Annotated in this window: 18 protein-coding genes, 1 tRNA gene and 1 pseudogene; 12 read left to right on the forward strand and 8 right to left on the reverse strand. The window is 51.1% G+C overall.

Annotated elements, in window-relative coordinates; genetic code table 11:
* Nucleotides 1-29: 29 nt before the first annotated feature.
* Both IGR76_01365 and IGR76_01370 read left to right on the forward strand, forming a co-directional pair.
* Nucleotides 30-890, forward strand: coding sequence for a Tab2/Atab2 family RNA-binding protein (locus IGR76_01365; GenBank protein ID MBF2077189.1), 861 nt, complete (start codon nt 30-32; stop codon nt 888-890).
* Between the two features lie 200 nt (nt 891-1090).
* Nucleotides 1091-2416 carry a TldD/PmbA family protein gene (locus IGR76_01370; GenBank protein ID MBF2077190.1) on the forward strand — a complete coding sequence of 442 codons (1326 nt, stop codon included), beginning with the start codon at nt 1091-1093 and terminating at the stop codon, nt 2414-2416.
* Nucleotides 2417-2533: 117 nt separating this feature from the next.
* Here IGR76_01370 and IGR76_01375 read toward each other — a convergent pair whose 3' ends face one another.
* On the reverse strand, nt 2534-3445 hold the full coding sequence (locus IGR76_01375; protein ID MBF2077191.1) for an aspartoacylase: 912 nt from the start codon (nt 3443-3445) through the stop codon (nt 2534-2536).
* A gap of 762 nt (nt 3446-4207) precedes the next feature.
* Between IGR76_01375 and IGR76_01380 the strand changes: the two genes are divergently transcribed.
* Both IGR76_01380 and IGR76_01385 read left to right on the forward strand, forming a co-directional pair.
* Nucleotides 4208-5020 carry a phycobilisome rod-core linker polypeptide gene (locus IGR76_01380; GenBank protein ID MBF2077192.1) on the forward strand — a complete coding sequence of 271 codons (813 nt, stop codon included), beginning with the start codon at nt 4208-4210 and terminating at the stop codon, nt 5018-5020.
* Between the two features lie 390 nt (nt 5021-5410).
* Nucleotides 5411-6280 carry a phycobilisome linker polypeptide gene (locus tag IGR76_01385; GenBank protein ID MBF2077193.1) on the forward strand — a complete coding sequence of 290 codons (870 nt, stop codon included), beginning with the start codon at nt 5411-5413 and terminating at the stop codon, nt 6278-6280.
* A gap of 365 nt (nt 6281-6645) precedes the next feature.
* On the opposite strand, the gene IGR76_01390 is transcribed toward IGR76_01385, so the two are convergent.
* Nucleotides 6646-6718: transfer RNA gene (locus IGR76_01390), tRNA-Val, on the reverse strand.
* Nucleotides 6719-6832: 114 nt separating this feature from the next.
* On the opposite strand from IGR76_01390, the gene IGR76_01395 reads away from it, so the two are divergent.
* The 6 genes and pseudogenes from IGR76_01395 (at nt 6833) to IGR76_01420 (ending at nt 10721) form a co-directional block, all read left to right on the forward strand.
* Nucleotides 6833-7570: a metal-binding protein gene (locus tag IGR76_01395; protein ID MBF2077194.1), complete on the forward strand. Its 738-nt coding sequence runs from the start codon at nt 6833-6835 to the stop codon at nt 7568-7570.
* Nucleotides 7571-7630: 60 nt separating this feature from the next.
* Nucleotides 7631-7876 carry a UPF0175 family protein gene (locus IGR76_01400; protein ID MBF2077195.1) on the forward strand — a complete coding sequence of 82 codons (246 nt, stop codon included), beginning with the start codon at nt 7631-7633 and terminating at the stop codon, nt 7874-7876.
* Nucleotides 7873-8370, forward strand: coding sequence for a DUF3368 domain-containing protein (locus IGR76_01405; protein ID MBF2077196.1), 498 nt, complete (start codon nt 7873-7875; stop codon nt 8368-8370). The genes IGR76_01400 and IGR76_01405 overlap by 4 nt, the downstream gene beginning before the upstream one ends.
* A gap of 224 nt (nt 8371-8594) precedes the next feature.
* On the forward strand, nt 8595-9494 hold the full coding sequence (mazG, locus tag IGR76_01410) for a nucleoside triphosphate pyrophosphohydrolase (protein MBF2077197.1): 900 nt from the start codon (nt 8595-8597) through the stop codon (nt 9492-9494).
* A 6-nt stretch (nt 9495-9500) separates the two neighbouring features.
* A complete protein-coding gene (locus tag IGR76_01415) occupies nt 9501-10361 on the forward strand; it encodes a TlyA family RNA methyltransferase (GenBank protein MBF2077198.1) in 861 nt (286 codons plus the stop codon).
* A 33-nt stretch (nt 10362-10394) separates the two neighbouring features.
* Nucleotides 10395-10721, forward strand: a pseudogene (locus IGR76_01420) (YnfA family protein).
* A gap of 32 nt (nt 10722-10753) precedes the next feature.
* Here IGR76_01420 and IGR76_01425 read toward each other — a convergent pair.
* From IGR76_01425 to IGR76_01440, 4 genes are all read right to left on the reverse strand, one after another.
* A complete protein-coding gene (locus IGR76_01425; GenBank protein ID MBF2077199.1) occupies nt 10754-11299 on the reverse strand; it encodes a Uma2 family endonuclease in 546 nt (181 codons plus the stop codon).
* 70 nt (nt 11300-11369) lie between these two features.
* The gene (locus IGR76_01430; GenBank protein ID MBF2077200.1) at nt 11370-12773 is read right to left on the reverse strand and encodes a ferredoxin:protochlorophyllide reductase (ATP-dependent) subunit N; all 1404 of its coding nucleotides are present in this window, start codon (nt 12771-12773) and stop codon (nt 11370-11372) included.
* 183 nt (nt 12774-12956) lie between these two features.
* Nucleotides 12957-13388, reverse strand: a complete 432-nt coding sequence (locus tag IGR76_01435; protein MBF2077201.1) for a hypothetical protein — start codon at nt 13386-13388, stop codon at nt 12957-12959.
* A gap of 136 nt (nt 13389-13524) precedes the next feature.
* Complete coding sequence (locus IGR76_01440; protein ID MBF2077202.1) at nt 13525-14382, reverse strand: ferredoxin:protochlorophyllide reductase (ATP-dependent) iron-sulfur ATP-binding protein; 858 nt, start codon at nt 14380-14382, stop codon at nt 13525-13527.
* A 452-nt stretch (nt 14383-14834) separates the two neighbouring features.
* Between IGR76_01440 and IGR76_01445 the strand changes: the two genes are divergently transcribed.
* Together IGR76_01445 and IGR76_01450 are read left to right on the forward strand one after the other, a co-directional pair.
* On the forward strand, nt 14835-14984 hold the full coding sequence (locus tag IGR76_01445) for a hypothetical protein (GenBank protein ID MBF2077203.1): 150 nt from the start codon (nt 14835-14837) through the stop codon (nt 14982-14984).
* A 275-nt stretch (nt 14985-15259) separates the two neighbouring features.
* Nucleotides 15260-15775 carry a hypothetical protein gene (locus IGR76_01450; GenBank protein MBF2077204.1) on the forward strand — a complete coding sequence of 172 codons (516 nt, stop codon included), beginning with the start codon at nt 15260-15262 and terminating at the stop codon, nt 15773-15775.
* A 35-nt stretch (nt 15776-15810) separates the two neighbouring features.
* Here the strand turns inward: IGR76_01450 and IGR76_01455 are convergent, their stop codons facing one another.
* Both IGR76_01455 and IGR76_01460 read right to left on the reverse strand, forming a co-directional pair.
* The gene (locus IGR76_01455; protein ID MBF2077205.1) at nt 15811-16311 is read right to left on the reverse strand and encodes a lipoprotein signal peptidase; all 501 of its coding nucleotides are present in this window, start codon (nt 16309-16311) and stop codon (nt 15811-15813) included.
* Between the two features lie 14 nt (nt 16312-16325).
* Nucleotides 16326-16832 (reverse strand): biotin transporter BioY, encoded by a 507-nt coding sequence (locus IGR76_01460; protein MBF2077206.1) that lies wholly within the window; start codon nt 16830-16832, stop codon nt 16326-16328.
* Nucleotides 16833-16914 lie beyond the last annotated feature (82 nt).

A 16914-nucleotide genomic window follows, 5' to 3' on the forward strand; every position in this document is an offset into this window, starting at 1 on the left:
CACACGTAAACGAAAAAGCGATCGCCCCTATGACTGTGATTTGGGAACTGGACTACTACTCGCGTCCTGTGCTGGACGAAAACCAGAAGAAACTGTGGGAAGTACTCATCTGCGAAACACCGACAGACATCGATCGGCGACCCGATTCCCTCTTCCGGTTTTCCAAATTTTGCACCAGCAGCGAGGTGAACTCCGTTTGGCTCCGCACGGCCATTGAAGAGGCGATCGCCCAAGCCCCCAAAGCGCCTGACCGTGTCCGCTTTTTCCGCCGCCAGATGAACAACATGATCACCAAAGCGGTCGAAGATGCAGGTCTAACCGTGTCTCCTAGTCGCCGCATGCTAGCTCTTCACCAGTGGATTCAGGATCGCATGGCAATGGTCTATCCTGAAATGCCCAACTACCAGGAAAGTGCGAATCCCTCTGTGGCGATGGGAGACAGTATTCCCCAACCTTTACCGGATGCGCTGATGGGTCAGCAGTGGGCGTTTGTAACCCTGGAAGCGGCAGCCTTTGCCGATATGCCTGAATGGTCGATTGATTTCAAAGAAGCGTTTCCGCTAGAAATGACAGGTATCTCCCCAGAAACAAAGGTGCCGGGGCTAGTGATCTTTTCGCCACGGGCGTTGCCGCTGGCCGCGTGGATGTCTGGCTTGGATCTCGCATTTCTGGATGTAGTTGCATCCCCTCCCAAACTTGTGCTTGAAACGGGGGCAAATGATGCCTGGACACTAGCAACCCTCGGTACACCTGCATTACAAGCGGAAGCCCAGCGTTTTCAAGAGGCCAAACGAGCCGCAAATAATGTCCACTTTGTTGCCGTTCAAGATAATCCTGAATCCGAGTCATTTGCCGGGTTCTGGCTTTTGCAAGAATTGGCGCTGGGATAGGTTGCTCTGGTCGAAGTAGAAAACCCAGAGATTTTATCTAGCGCAATGTCCCCCGATCCTGGAAGATTAGGGATAGACCAATCGGAGTCAGGCTCATACTGCCATAGATTCACCCCAGTGCATGAGTGCTAAGGGGCTCGATGTTTTGGCATGGACGGAGCCTGCGATCGCTTAATATATGCCATTGGGACTTCATCATCATGGGGTTCGACGATTCACAACCATCACAAACGATAGACGCTGAACAGTTGCTCGATCTGGCTGCCCGCGCCGGAGCCGAGGCGGCTGAAGTGTTCCAAGCCCAATCTTTTTCACGACCTGTCTTTTTTGAGGCCAATCGTCTTAAACAGCTTGAAAGCACTGAGTCGGAAGGAACCGCCCTACGACTTTGGCGAGAGGGTCGTCCGGGATTAGCGGTCGCCTACGGGGCTGTTGAGCCCCAAATGCTAGTGGATCGGGCGATCGCCCTGAGCCAAATGAACGAGCCGGAAACGATTGAACTGACCCAAGGCAATCAAACTCACTACCCAGACGTTGGTGAATTTGTAGACGTGCCGCACTTGGTGGACTGGGGGCAGGAGGCGATCGCCCTCATTCGCGATCGCTATCCTGAATGTCTCTGCACCGCCGAGTGGGATTGCGAAGTCGAACACACCCATCTGATCAACTCTCTGGGACTGGACAGCAGCTATACCGACACAACCCTAAGCTGCTACCTCTCAGCGGAATGGATTCGCGGCGATGACTTTCTGGCCGTTGCCGATGGACAAACCAAGCGCGGTAGCTTGAATCCTCAAGCCCTCGCTGAACAGATACTCCAACGTCTGCACTGGTCACAGCGCAACGTTGCTCCCCTCAATGGTCGTGTACCTGTTTTGTTCACCTCCAAAGCCGCCGATATGCTGTGGGGAACGGTGCAGGCGGCGCTGAATAGCAAACAGGTGATCGAGCGGGCCTCTCCCTGGAGCGATCGCCTCGGTGATCAGGTCACCTCTACGGCCGTCACCCTGTCTCAACAGCCCGATGCAGGCCCTTTTAGCTGTCCCTTTGATGACGAAGGCACCCCGACCCAACCCATTACGTTTATCAAAGAGGGAGTGCTACAACTGTTCTACACCGATCGCCGCATTGGTCGAGCGCTGGGCAGTGGCACCACTGGAAATGGGTTTCGTCCGGGCTTGGGCAGCTACCCTGCACCGGGTCTTTTTAACCTCTTGATCGAACCGGGATTTCGGTCGTTGCCTGATCTGATTAGCCGCATGGACAATGGTCTAATCGTGGATCAAATTTTGGGGGGTGGCGCAGGGATTTCAGGAGATTTTTCGATCAATGTTGATTTAGGCTATCGGGTTCAGAATGGCGTGATCACAGGCCGGGTCAAGGACACGATGGTTGCAGGCAATGTCTACGCTGCTCTGAAGCATTTGGTGGAACTGGGAGGCGATGCCGATTGGAATGGTTCCTGCTATACCCCGTCGATTGTGGTAGAAGGACTGTCAACAACAGGGCGAATGGAAGACGCGTAGGCTCAGTAGATCGACAATTAGGTGTATTTCACAATGAATCCTGGCTCTCAGTCCCCCTTAATAAGGGGGAGGGGGATCCAAACAAGGTTTGTGATCTACTGAGGCTTGGGGAAAGACCTATCTCGGCTCAATTGGGTCGATCAGGATCTGCTGTTTGCGCGTGAGGATCATGGCAATTCCCTTCTCATAGTAAGCCGCTTCGTTGATAAAGACGGGATAGACAACCTCATCACCGCTGTAGTCAATGCGATCGCCCTCAAAGGATAGAAATAGCGGATCGCCTGGATAGAGCGGTTTATAGTCTTGAAATTGCCGCTGGGGATGAATCATTGCCCGGAGTTGATGATCCTCATCTCTGGGATAGTCGATACTTCCAATTTGCTGATAGACCGTAAGTTCCGAATTGCCTTTAGGCATCTTCCCTTGGTTGGCGTGATCCACGTAGTTCAAAGCATGGTGCACCAAGGTCTCCGTTTGCTGAAACAGATCGGCTTGGAGAATGCCCGTCGCAATTGGCCCAACCTCGATGGTGCATCCCAACCCACAAATAGACCGCAAGCCTGCATAGCCTTGCTCTGGTTCCGGCACAACTAGGACTTTGACCGATGGAACCTGCTGTTGGACGTAACTCGCCAGTTGCAGGTTAAAAGGGCGGCGATAGGTGATAAGGGTCAAGCCCATTGCTGCGGTGGTGCTATGCAAATCTAGAATCACATCCGCCGGCGTTTCCCCGTCTTTGCCGAATCTGTTGTTAATGTTCCGCGATCGCACCTCTTCATAGGTACAGCGGGTTACGTCTTGCAAATCCTGAGGTCGAAAGCAGCGATTGAGATCGGTATCGATATAGCGTCTCACGGCTGCCAAGGCTTTGGGATTGGCAATTAAGGTTATAGTCTCAAACGTTGGTCGTTGTGCCAAGGTGGGCGATCGCTGTAGTTTTTGGACAACGTAGGCTCCGGTCAGCTCATTTCCGTGGGTGGCACCAACTATTAAAACCCGCTGAAACCTTGAACTTGGATAGGATGTCACGCTTGCAACCTCAATTCACGATGCTCAATTCCAACAGTAAACTCCATCATTAGTCTGCCCTATCGATCTAGGACTATTCGAAAGTCCTTGGGGCGATCGCGGTTGAGAGGCGATCGGTACAGACCATAACGTAAAGGGTATGTGTTGCTAACTCCAGCAAAGCAAACTGATTCGTTACGTATCCGTTTGTGTGATTAACAATCTATAGCTGTTGCCAGCTAGCTTAGGACATGGACATTTTGGTGGGGCGGCTTCGCCGCCCCACCAAAATGTCCTAACCGATATGGCTAGCACTATAACTGGTGATCGGTTTAGTCAACAAAAAATGTTTAGGACTCTGTGCTGAGCAAAGCTTCCTAAACACTGAATGGGCTCCACCACATTAAAAGTGGATTGAATGAGGCTTTTGTAGTTTATAGATCGCCTACAGTTAGGCTACAGATTAACCCTTGCGATAAGGGACTGTTTTCTCAAGATCAATGTCATAGACATTAACTTTATTTGGACTACGAGGAGTCGTGTTGAGGCTCTGTGCCATTTTCAGGAACATAACGGGATCGCCAACCTTGGGCTGTTGCTCGTAGGAGCGGAAGGTACGAACGACCTCTTGCCAGATCGTTTGAGGGAATCCCAGCTTATTGCGGTAGTAAGCATCGTAGCGAGGAGTGGTTTTGTTGATTGTTCCGGGCAGCCTTTTATGGTCTGTAACGTAACAAGCCGTGAAAACGTTGTTTATTCATTGAAGTATCTGAGGAAACAGATATGACTGGCTTACAAGAGGCAGGACGATTAGGACTCGAACCCTTGGGGGCAGAGCCTGTGGAATTACGCCCCAACTGGACCCAGAACGATGCTCAGGCTGTGATTTTGGCAGCTTATCGGCAGGTTCTGGGTAACGAGTATTTGATGAGCAGTGAGCGGTTAGTTGGGGCTGAATCGCTTTTGGTACAGGGTGCGATCTCAGTTCGGGACTTTGTGCGCGCGATCGCCATGTCAGACCTTTACCGTCAAAAGTTTTTATATCCTAACTTTCATGTTCGCTTTATTGAGTTGAACTACAAGCATCTTCTCGGACGGGCACCCTACGATCAAGCGGAAATTGCCTATCACATGGATCTGTTCATCTCTGAAGGATACGAAGCCGAGATTAATTCGTATCTTGATTCACCTGAGTACCAGAATAGCTTTGGGGATAACGTGGTTCCCTATCATCGCGATTTTCAACTGGATCACTCTGGACAACGAGCCATTGGCTTTAGTCGCTTGCTGCACCTGTATCGTGGCTATGCCAGTAGCGATCGCTCCCAGGGGCAAAAACAACCTCGTCTGACCTGGGAAGTTGCGAGAAACCTAGCGACTCCGATTACGTCTCCCAACCCCGGCGCACTCTCCGGTGGCTTAGGAGGAAGTCGAGGTGATGTCTATCGGCTTCGCGTTCTGCAGACGGCTCCCCGTGGTGCGGCTGCGGTGCGCCGAAGCACGGTTGAGTATCTCGTTTCCTATGACCAACTGACACCGAAGCTCCAGCAGCTCAGTCGTTCTGGTAGCAAGATAATTAGTGTGACCGCTGTTTAATCGGCGTTCCGCAGAAGAGCGCTTTTGTACGGGGCAGACTCGTGCAAAAGCGCTCGAACTATGACAGAGTGCCGGACATTCTTCAATGTCAGTAGATCACAAACCTTGTTTAGATCTCCCCTAGCCCCCTTTCCTAAAGGGGAAACTGAGCCAAAGATGGTTTGAGATCTCCCTTTTAAGGGGAATTTAGGGGGATCAAATCCAGAGGTCATCGTGAAATAAACCTATTTTTGATCTACTGAATGTAGGCAAATCCTGAATCTATCGAATGGAAGCATCCAATTGTTCGTGAAACGCATGGCTTCGTTCGCCATAGATTCATGTCTTTTTTGTTTACTTACTCCATTTGACTGATTCTGTTGCAACCTTACTGAAGGAGAATATACTTAGGTGGCTATTACAACAGCAGCATCTCGTTTAGGGACATCGGCATTTAGTGATGCCGCGCCATTAGAACTACGCTCAAATTCGACGCCGGGCGAAGTAGAAGCCGTGATCTTGGCGGTCTATCAACAAGTTTTGGGAAATCCTCACCTTTTGGATTCAGAGCGTCTTGTAATTCCTGAATCCCTCCTGCGGGATGGTCGCATCACGGTGCAGGAATTTGTCCGTCAGGTCGCCAAATCCGAACTTTATAAGCAGAAGTTCTTCTACGGCAATTTCCACAGCCGGACGATTGAGTTGAACTACAAGCACCTCTTGGGACGGGCACCCTACGACCAGTCGGAAATTACCGAGCATATGAATCTGTATCAGTCAAAGGGCTTTGATGCAGATATCGATTCCTACATTGATTCCCAGGAATATCAAGATAGCTTTGGTGACAATATTGTGCCCTATTACCGGGACTTGGTGACCACAGGTGCGGGTCAGCGTTCGGTTGGCTTTACGCGTCTTCTGCACCTATATCGTGGCTATGCCAACAGCGATCGCGCCCAGTTAATTGGTAAGACGCCTCGCTTGGTGACCGAACTAGCTCGCAATACGGCCTCTGCGGTCATTCCGCCATCAGGAGGCGCAGGGGGTTTTGCGTTTTTACCCGCCAAGAAAGGAGAGACTTCCTACAGTGCGTTTGGGGGGTCCAAGGCGTTTAAGTCGGGTCGGCTGTTCCGGGTTGAAGTTGCAGCGATTAGCGGGCCAGGGTATCCCAAAGTGCGCCGAGTTAACAAGGTTGTGATTATTCCCTACGAGGAGCTAACGCCGCACATGCAGCGCGTCCAGCGCCAGGGCGGTAAGATCGCGAGTATTACGGAACTCTAATTCCTGACCTACTCTTGGGTGAGAAAGATGGCACAAAGCGTGGCGATCTTTACCTTGGGAGAGGCTAAGGTTTCAAATTTAAACACCCTGCTTGGGCGATTGGGTCAATGACCGAGTCGCCCTTTTATGTAGTTCAGGCAAACTGCACAAAACGTTTCTGTAGCAATGACTAGCTTTGCATCCGCCACGATTTAATCTCTTTCATCGGTTTCATCAAGTCCATTGCGTATGTTCAGACCTTTAGCAGTCAATCCAGATTCCTCGATCGCGTTCTAGGATACGCAGTAAATTGATCAGGAATCTTCTCTGCAAGCTATGCTCTGCCTAAAAAATCCTCAAATTTTTGGGTGTTTTAAGTCGGAGTATGGGCAGTACAGGGCTCGAACCTGTGACATCCTGCTTGTAAGGCAGGCGCTCTACCAACTGAGCTAACCGCCCGACCACAAGAAATAATAGTAGCAGAACAAACTGCATTTTGTGCAACAAATTTCGATTAAATAGAAACAGACTTGCAAAACATTTGTTCTGTCGCTGTACTTAACTCGTTTAGGGATGCCCTCTGGACGTACGCACGATCGCATTACCTTGTGGAGCTTGCCTCTGGTAACAGGGCTAAGCCTTGCCGTTACCACTAACCCTAGCCTAACGCTATGGGTGGCTGCTGGGTTTTTATTTGGTGGGCTAATGCTTGGCCCTGACTTAGATATTCACTCGGTGCAGTATAAGCGCTGGGGCTGGTTTCGCTGGATTTGGTTGCCCTACCGAGGCAGTATGCGCCATCGATCGCCCCTGTCCCATGCACCGATTACGGGCACTGTGATTCGGGTGATTTATTTAGGATGCTGGCTGGGGCTGGGCTGTCTTGTGGGGTTAACCCTAATCAACGAGGTTTTCCAAGTGGGGTGGAGTTGGGGTGAAATAGGGGATGTATTTTGGCGATCGCTCCATCGGTATCGATATCAGGCTCTCGCGGTTCTCGTCGGTCTAGAGTTAGGAGCCTCTAGCCACTACCTTGCGGATTGGTTGGTTTCGACCCATAAGCGAGTCAAACACTACGGCTGGCAGGCGGCATTGCCCAAGGAGAAGTCAAAGTCTACGAAAGGACGGCGATCGCCCCGATCGAAATCATCGAGATCAACCGTTTCTAAACCAAAACCATCAGCAAGTTCCCAACCCGAGGGAATAGACCCTAAGGTTTCGCCTACGTCACCCTCGGCGTTGCCCCCTTCACCATCCGAGTCCGCCCCTGATCATCCGAACTCTCCATCGGAGTCTGGCAGCCGTTTCTAGTTCCTCATTCCCTTCTGATTCTAGAAGCGTACAATAGGGAAAACAGCGAGAACGAGAGTTATGAGTGTTGTTGTGCCTGACGAAATCTTAACTGCAACTCGCATGACTGAGGCTGAAATGCGTCAAGAAATTGCTGTCATGCTCTTTCAGCGCGAAAAACTGACTCTTGCTCAAGCCAGTCGTTTTGCAGGAATGCACCGCGTTGCCTTTCAACATCTCCTCGCCAGTCGCCATATCCCAGTGCATTATGGGGTGGAAGATTTTGAGCAAGACATTCAAAACTTGCGGGAACTAGGGAGATTGTGATTATTGTCAGTGATACATCATCCATCAATAACCTCGCTGCAATCAATCATCTCCACCTCCTTCATCAACTGTATGGAACGGTTCTTATTCCTGAAGCTGTTTATCGAGAACTAACTGACCCTGATTTCCCTGTTGCAGGGGCGACCGAAGTCAAAACCCTTGAATGGATTCAAACTCGTGCTGTTAGCGATCGCCCCTTTGTTGAAGTCTTGAGCAACGAGCTTGATATTGCAGAAGCTGAGGCGATCGCCCTAGCAGTTGAGGTTCAAGCGGATCAAGTTCTGATTGATGAACGCCGAGGACGGCTAATCGCAAGTAGACCACACCTGCGCTACACAGGTATCCTAGGAATCTTAGTCGAAGCGAAGAGCCAAGGCTTGATTGCTGATGTTAAACCTTTATTGAATGCGTTGATCAGTGAGGCTGGATTTTGGGTTACGGAACCTTTGTACAACAGCGTTTTGCAACGTGTTAATGAGATTGATCTCCCTTAGCCTTTTGAGTTAAAAGGTAGGCTTTGTGATTGTCCCATGGGGAAATAAGGCTATTTCAACGTTTGATGGACCAGAGGAGCCACTCAATGGGTACGGATGGCACACGATAGTCTATCAATATCGGTGATGAAATGGTGAGCTATGGGCGATACCCAGCCAACCGCAATTCGTTTTGAGGGATGTTGGCTCACAGGTTTACCTCCATCCCAGTACACTAGGGGATGATGATCGTTTCCGCGCCCCCTGTGAATCCATCCCCCACCCCCCTGAACCCCGAATCCAAACTTTTGCGATCGCTGCAAGACCTTGTGGATGTCGTCGCCCAGTTGCGATCGCCCGATGGCGGCTGTCCGTGGGACTTAGAGCAAACGCCCCAGAGCCTGACCCCCTACATTGTGGAAGAAGCCTACGAAACGGTAGACGCCATCCGTCAAGGCGACCCAAAGGCGATCGCCAATGAGTTGGGAGATCTCTTGCTTCAAGTGGTACTGCAAGCGCAGATCGCCCAGGAATACGAACAGTTTGATCTGGCAACGGTCGCCGAGGGAATTACGGCAAAACTGATTCGTCGCCATCCCCATGTCTTCGGTGAAGTTGATGTCGCCAATGTCGATGAGGTGAGAAAAAACTGGGAACAGATCAAGGCCGCCGAGGAACACGCCGACGATCCCACCGTTGTGTCCCTGGAAACAGCCCCGCAGTCTACCGCCCTCACCCCCCGACTCCAGCGCTATGCGCGATCGCTCCCACCGATGATGGCCGCCATGAAAATTTCGGTGCGGACAGCGGAAGTGGGGTTTGAGTGGGAAACGATTGATGGCGTGTGGGAAAAATTTCACGAAGAACTAGACGAATTCCAAACGGCGATCGCCTCCGAATCCAAAGAAAGACAGCAAGAGGAATTGGGGGATCTTCTCTTTGGACTCATCAATATTGGTCGCTGGTTAGGACTCGACCCCAGAGCGGCATTACAAGGCACCAACGACCGCTTTATCCAACGCTTTGCTAAGGTCGAAGCCCTCGCCGAGCGTCCCCTGGCAGACTACAGCATTGACGAACTCGAAGCCTTTTGGCAGAAAGCAAAAGCTATGCTGAAAGCCGCATCCAATCCTCAACCCGATTAGACGACCGTGGCCAAACAACGACTCGATACCCTCCTGGTTCAGCGCAACTTATGCGAATCCCGACAGAAAGCGCAACGGCTGATTCAAGCGGGAGAGGTGCGTGTAAATCAACAGGTGGTAGACAAACCTGGTGCGTCTATTGATGAGACGGCTGACATCGAAGTGAAGGCGCGATCGCCCTTTGTGTCTAGAGGGGGTGAAAAGCTGGCAAAGGCGATCGCTGAATTTCCGATTGAGGTTGAAGGGCGCATTTGTCTAGACGGGGGCATTTCTACGGGCGGATTCACCGACTGTCTCCTCCAAGCGGGAGCCGCCAAAGTCTATGGGGTCGATGTTGGGTATGGTCAGGTGGCATGGAGTATCCGTCAAGATCCACGGGTGATTTTGCGCGAACGAACGAATCTCCGCCACCTTACGCCTCACGATCTCTACGGCATGGAGGAACCCGTTGACCAATCCCCCTTCTCTGATCTGGGTGTTGTGGATGTCTCATTTATCTCGTTGTCTAAAGTTCTTCCGGCACTTTGGGCACTGCTTCAATCTCCCCGTGAGGTGATTCTATTGGTGAAACCTCAGTTTGAAGTGGGTCGGGACAAGATTGGTAAAAAGGGAGTGGTGCGTGATTCCAAAGACCAGGCTGGGGCGATCGCCCAAGTCCTTCAGGCGGCGGAATCGCTGGGCTGGCAGTACGCGGGGCTCACTTGGTCACCGTTGTTGGGGCCGGCGGGAAACATAGAGTATTTACTCTGGTTGCGAATGGATACCGATACTCGCTTCCCGTCGTTGCAAGAGTTGGAAACCCTGACGAAGACGGCCTATAGGTCTCTAAACTCTCCAGAACTCGCTCCAGAAAATGAACCTACGTAAATACCTGTGTTCTAGTGTTGAAAATGCCCTATGATTCCCTTGCAATCATTGATTCTCTTTATCTTTTCGGGTCTATGTGAGATTGGGGGTGGATACCTGATCTGGCAGTGGATTCGGGAGGGCAAAAGCGGTTGGCTGGTCTTAATCGGAGGGCTTCTGCTCACAATCTACGGGTTTATTGCTACCCTGCAACCTGCAACCTTTGGACGGGCGTACGCTGCCTATGGTGGAATTTTTATTATCCTCTCTATTCTTTGGGGATGACAGATAGACAACGTGATCCCCGATCGCCTGGATTGGCTGGGAGCAACCATCATTTTGGTGGGTGTATTTGTGATGATGTATGCGCCTAGACCGTAGACTAGATTTGCGTTACGCCGAACGAGTCTCCGTCAAGGAAGCAGCATTTGAACATCGATACTGATATCAGGAAACGCGAGTGGCGAAATTGCACCTGTGGCGAGCCGCTGTTCGGATCGATAGTTGCCATGCAGCGGATCACGATACACAATCAGTTCACCAGCACGGAGATTCGCAACCCAATAGTCAATAATTCCGGCTGTGGCGTAGACCTGGCGTTTTTCCTCTGTGTCTTTCGTAAGACTGGTACGAGAGAACTCAATGATCAAAAATACGTCCTCTGCTGAGGGATGGGCGTTTCGGTAGGGTTGAGGTTTAACTAGAGCAATGTCCGGTTCAGGTTCACTAGCAGTTTCAATCAGGGTGATGGGTTTATCAACCCGGACTCGATAGCGCCCTTGGGAGAACTGAATAAAGTACTCATTCGCATTCGTACTCAGATCCGCATGATCGGAGCCTTCCGGCGATATCTCAACAATCCATCCATTGAGGAGTTCAATTGGGCGACCTTCAAACAGACCCGCGTTAATCATGGTGTGGTAGTCATCTAACGTCCAACGGGCGATCGCAACACTCACAGCAAATCTCCTTCAGCCAGGAATAGGGTAGGCACTGCCCACCCTAAAAGTGCTTCTAATGGAAAAAGGCTTAAATCCTCGCTTCTTCCTTTACCAGCTTTTCCCAACCCAATTCATTCAGGTTTTGGTTTCGGCGTAGGGGACGGGTGGCTAACTCTAAAATATCACGCGCATTTGCAAACCCGTGAATCTGGGCAAAGGTGAACTCTACCGACCACTTGGTATTAATCCCCCGGGCCTCTAAGGGATTCGCATGTGCCATTCCCGTAATCACCAAATCTGGCTGAAGCTCATAGATCCGCTGAATCTGGTTGTAGTTATCCGGCTTCTCGATAATCTTCGGCAACGGCACACCCATCTCATGGCAAGTCTGCTCCAGCATCGCCAGTTCTGCCGCTTGATAGCGCTTGTCCATGTAGGGAATGCCTACTTCTGGACAGGTCATGCCGCAGCGAATCAGGAATCGTGCCAAAGAGATTTCCAAGAGGTTATCCCCCATGAAAAAGACCGACTTGCCGCGCAGGATTTGAATATAGTCCTCCAACGATGCCCAGATTTGCTGTTCTCTTTCTTCCAATCCCTTGGGTTCAATGCCAAAGACCGAACAAATCTTTTCTACCCAGGCACGGGTTCCATCGGGGCCAATCGGGAACGGTGCGCCAATGAGTTTGCACTTGCGGCGGCGCATCAGGGTTGTTGCGGTGCGGGAGAGGAAGGGATTCACGCCACAGACATAGTATCCCTCTTCAATTACAGGTAATTCGGTGTAGCGTTTGGCGGGTAGCCAACCGGAAACTTGAATACCCTGTTTCTTCAGTTCCAGCGTCAGTTGGGTGACAACCGGATCGGGTAGAGAGCCAAAGAGAACGAGGGGGGGATGGTCTACATACTCAGAAACTTCTGTAGCGATCTCTTCTTTTTGACGCCCAAAGCTGAGCAGTTTTTGAATGGCATTGCGCTCTTCTTTTTCCTGTTCGGTTTCTACCTTGCTGGGGCATCGTTGCGCCATTGCCGCCAGAACTGTATCTTCTCCTTGGGTAAAGGCGTAGTCGAGTCCATTTGCCCGCGCAACTACGATAGGAATGCCGATCTCCGCTTCCAGTTTCGGGGCTAACCCCTCTAAATCCATCTTGATAATTTCGGTGGTGCAGGTGCCGATCCAGACGATGACGCTGGGGTTGCGATCGCGCTTAATCTGTTCACATAACCGCTTCAGTTCGTTGTAGTCGTTGAGCTGAGCGGAAATGTCACCTTCCTCCAGTTCCGCCATCGCGTAGCGGGGTTCGGCAAAGATCATCACACCCATCGCATTTTGGAGGAAATAGCCACAGGTCTTTGTGCCGATTACCAGAAAGAAACTATCTTCTATTTTTTGATAAAGCCATGCGACGCAGCTAATCGGGCAAAAGGTATGGTAGTTTCCGGTTTCGCAATCAAATTCCAGCGATTGGGGTTGGGTTTGGGAAAGCGTCATAGGTGAAATCCTCGTGAGGTCTAGGTAATCCGTGATTCGTTCAGAGTAGGGGCAGAGTTTGTTGTGGAATTTCCATCTTCAAGGGTCTATCTACTAAACCCGTCCGTACAAGCGATCGCCCCTGTCACCATCTCCGAGAACTGTGGAGCCGTGGCCTTACCGAACCCCATTACCGATTAACGGTTAGTGCCAGTCCCGACCTGCGGGTTGAGACATCGGTTTTGTACCTTGGCAGGTTTCGTCAGCGATCGCTGGCTTGGCCGGACGCTGAAACACCTTTTCAGAAACGGATGCCTGGGTAGCTTCGGGCAATAATTTGGGGTTTGGCTCAGCAGGGGTAGGAGGCAACTCGCTAATTGCTTTGTCGGGATTAAAGTCCAATTCGAGGGCTTTAATGATGCGATCGGGATCGGAACTTAAATCCACAATGAGGGGCAAGAGTTCGTTTAGGTTCGGTTCTAGGGCGGCCAAGGAAGCCAGAATAAAGCCAGAGGATGGACGACGCACGCCATCAACATTGCTCCAAACTCGAAGGCGAGTAATCCAGGGGCGATTATCGCGGTAGTACTCAAGCCACTTGTGTTTTAGGCTTTTGCGAAGTTGCTGGGTATTCACAACCGATGGATATTACTAAAGGACACAGAACACTGGATGAGTGGGATTCGATGGACAAGATCCGCAGTCGAGAGGGCGATCGCTACACCGGATCAAGTCTAAAGATCTCCGTCATGCCAATGCTCCGAGCCTAAGTCTATACCATCATCAGGTCTAACTCATCTTCAACTTTCGGAGGTTGGGCGTTGAGATAAAAGTCGGATAACAATGCAAACAATTCTCGATCCTGGGCATCGTTGGGCACTACGCCTTCGGGCATGGCTAAAAGCTGATCCGCCACGTTCAGATAAAAGTCACAAACGTAGTTAAGGGAAGGATCTTTCTCCGCCATTTCAAACAGCGTCTTGCCTTTTACCCGCGATACGCGAATATCTTCGATCAAGGGCAGCACTTCTAGCACAGGCATGGGCACTGCCTCAATATATTTCTCAATCAGATCGCGCTTAGAGGTGCGGTTGCCGATCAGTCCTGCTAACCGGAGGGGGTGGGTGCGGGCTTTTTCGCGTACGGATGCCGCAATTCGGTTGGCGGCAAACAGGGCGTCAAACCCGTTGTCGGTCACAATCACGCAATAGTCGGCATAGTTTAGGGGAGCCGCAAATCCACCGCAGACCACGTCGCCCAATACATCGAACAAAATGACATCGTACTCATCAAAGGCATTGAGTTCTTTAAGCAGCTTCACCGTTTCACCGACGACGTAGCCACCGCAGCCTGCCCCAGCGGGAGGGCCACCTGCTTCCACGCAATCGACCCCGGCATAGCCTTTGTAAATCACATCTTCCGGCCAGATGTCTTCATAGTGAAAGTCTTTCGCTTGCAAGGTATCGATAATCGTCGGAATCAAGAACCCAGTCAGCGTAAACGTGCTGTCATGCTTAGGATCGCAACCAATTTGCAGAACCTTTTTGCCACGCTTTGCCAGGGCAACCGAGATGTTGCAACTTGTGGTTGACTTACCGATTCCGCCTTTGCCGTAGACTGCTAGTTTCACGCAGAGTATCTCCTAAAACTTTTGAATCTGAAATGCCGAATTTGAAAAAGACTTGGGAAGTGTGGCCTTACTGAAATCAGCACTTCCCAAAGCCTCAGCCTTAATTGCCTCAGTGGGTAACTGACTGCATTATTGACGAGCGGTGGCTGAATCGGGAAGGGGCTCTTCGATTAACTAGGGTCTTAAATCGGTGTTTAGAAGATTGATAAGACCCTAGGAATTTTTCATCCGTCCTAGAAGCTTTAAAAGGCTATAAAAGATAGCTAACCAAATTTTATTTTTTGTTTTTTATAAAAAACAGAACAAAAGACAAAAAATTCTCATTGATTTACCTGTGCTGTCCACCGCTATTCCGTCCCATAAGTTCTTGAATCCTTGTCCAGAGCGATCGCCCTTTGTTGGCCTTGCCTCTAATGCCCTTCCTCGTTCACAAAATGGCTAGACAGCGGAGGATGCAGGTTATTCAAGGAGCGATCGCCCTTTGGATTGACTTGGGGATCGCGACAAGTTTGGGACATCCGAGAGCTAAACTGGGAGATCCTGAAGAGGGCAAAATGTCTGGCATGGTGGAAGACAGATTCGTTGGGATCGCCCCTCTGTAAAAAAAGATGAATTTTTTGATATTTCCAGTTGGAACGTTACCTTTCGATAAGTTTGCGTTCAATGCAATAATCCGGAGAGGTCAAACATGTGCGATCGCCAGACGGTCTGAACACGCGAGGATCGCATGCAGGCTTGGAACCTTAAACCCTGGCCATCGTCCGAACAGTCAAGGGCTTGGTGAACCATCGGTTGGCACGCGATTTAGACCCAAATGTAGTGTGTGAGTGGAGTGAGTGGAGTGAGTGGACAATCCAGCATGAAAAATCAACGGCTGATGATGATGGGATCGCTAGGCGTTGTTGCGGCCATCATTGCTAGTTTGATGCCGTCCCTCGTTTTGGCGCAGAGTGTTTCCCCCTCGCCCAACGCTACACCCGTCGTCCTCAGTTCTGGGGTCGCCTTTTTTGAAAATATTACGCTGACGTCGCCCTTCATGCCTGATCCGGCTGTGGTACACGGGATCAGCGGTGGAGATGTGCCTGCCGAGGAGGTCGCAGGGCGTCCCGAAACGGCGACCGGGGCATGCATCGGCTTCATTGATTCGGAACCGGATCATCGCATGACGTTGAACACTCCCTTTGACCTGTTGAGTTTGCGCGTACAGGCTACCGATGACACCACGCTGGTCGTTCGCGGCCCAGGCGGTGTGTGGTGCAATGATAACTACACAGACTGGAACCCCGGTATTGTGGGGCAATGGCTGTCTGGAACCTACGACATCTGGATTGGGTCGCTATCCCAGGGAGAGTATTATCCCTACGTGTTGGAATTCAGCGCAACGGCGGAATAACAGGCATTAGAAGCGATCGCCCGAAACGCTGACCGTTAGCGATCGCTCCGATTATTGCGATAGCGTTCGGCCTTGTCGTTTTCTCCGGATGACCGATAGAGAGCAAGGAGCAAACAAATAATGCCGATATTGATCGACACGTCGGCAAGATTAAAAACCGGGAAGTTAATTAGGCGGAAATCTAGAAAATCGACAACCTCACCTGCTGCAAAACGATCGATGCCGTTCCCTAGCGCTCCGCCTAGGATGCATCCGTACCCAACTTGCTCTAGCTTACTCATGGATGGCCCCGCGATCGCCAAGATCACCAGCCCTAAACTGACCAACAATGAAAGCCACCGCAGCCACTCGGTTTGTCCACTCAAAATACTGAAGGCCGCCCCCGTATTCGTGACGTAGGTCAAGTGAAACACACCGGGCCATAGTGGGATGGTGTCTCCGATATCCAACGCTTGCACTGTCCAGTACTTGGTAAGCTGATCCAGCGCTAAGCTGACGATTGCCGCAAGCCAAAATAGCCGATTTTTAATGCTCATGCGAGGGATCACACTCAATAAAACAGTACGTTTCGGAGAATCCAGGCAATGATTGTGACGGCACACACAACGGCGAGTTGACCAGGCAACGGTGCCAGTGTGTAGGTGAGCATCTGCTGCCAAAACGGGGTTTGAGCCAAGTTAAACCATTGAAACCCGTGGGCGATCGCCAAATAGCTTAGCCCCGTCAGGTGAATAGCCGCCAGTCCCGATAAACAGCTAAAGGCTAGGGATTCCAGCCGCGCCGGAACCTTGAACGCCAAGAAGCCACACAACCAAGCCCCAGGAACAAATCCTAGCAGATAACCGAACGTGGGACGGGTGATGTACTGCAATCCGCCGCCCTCGGTAAAAATATTGAGCCAGGTGAGACCCAGCAGAAGATAGGCCAATTGGGAAATAAGCCCTGCCCGCTGCCCCCCCAGGCAACCCGCCAGGAGAACTGCCCCGACCTGGTAGGTGACTCCTAGGGAATGGGCGTGAACTTCACCGTTTCCCCATGTCCACGGTGGACTCGCCATAAAGGCTTCCAAAAATGTGCCGCCAATGGTCAGCAGTAGACCAATGAACGCCCAGAGCAATTCGGCAGGAGCAGATACTTTC

It is taken from the genome of Synechococcales cyanobacterium T60_A2020_003, from assembly GCA_015272205.1.
In the GTDB taxonomy this organism is placed as follows: domain Bacteria; phylum Cyanobacteriota; class Cyanobacteriia; order RECH01; family RECH01; genus JACYMB01.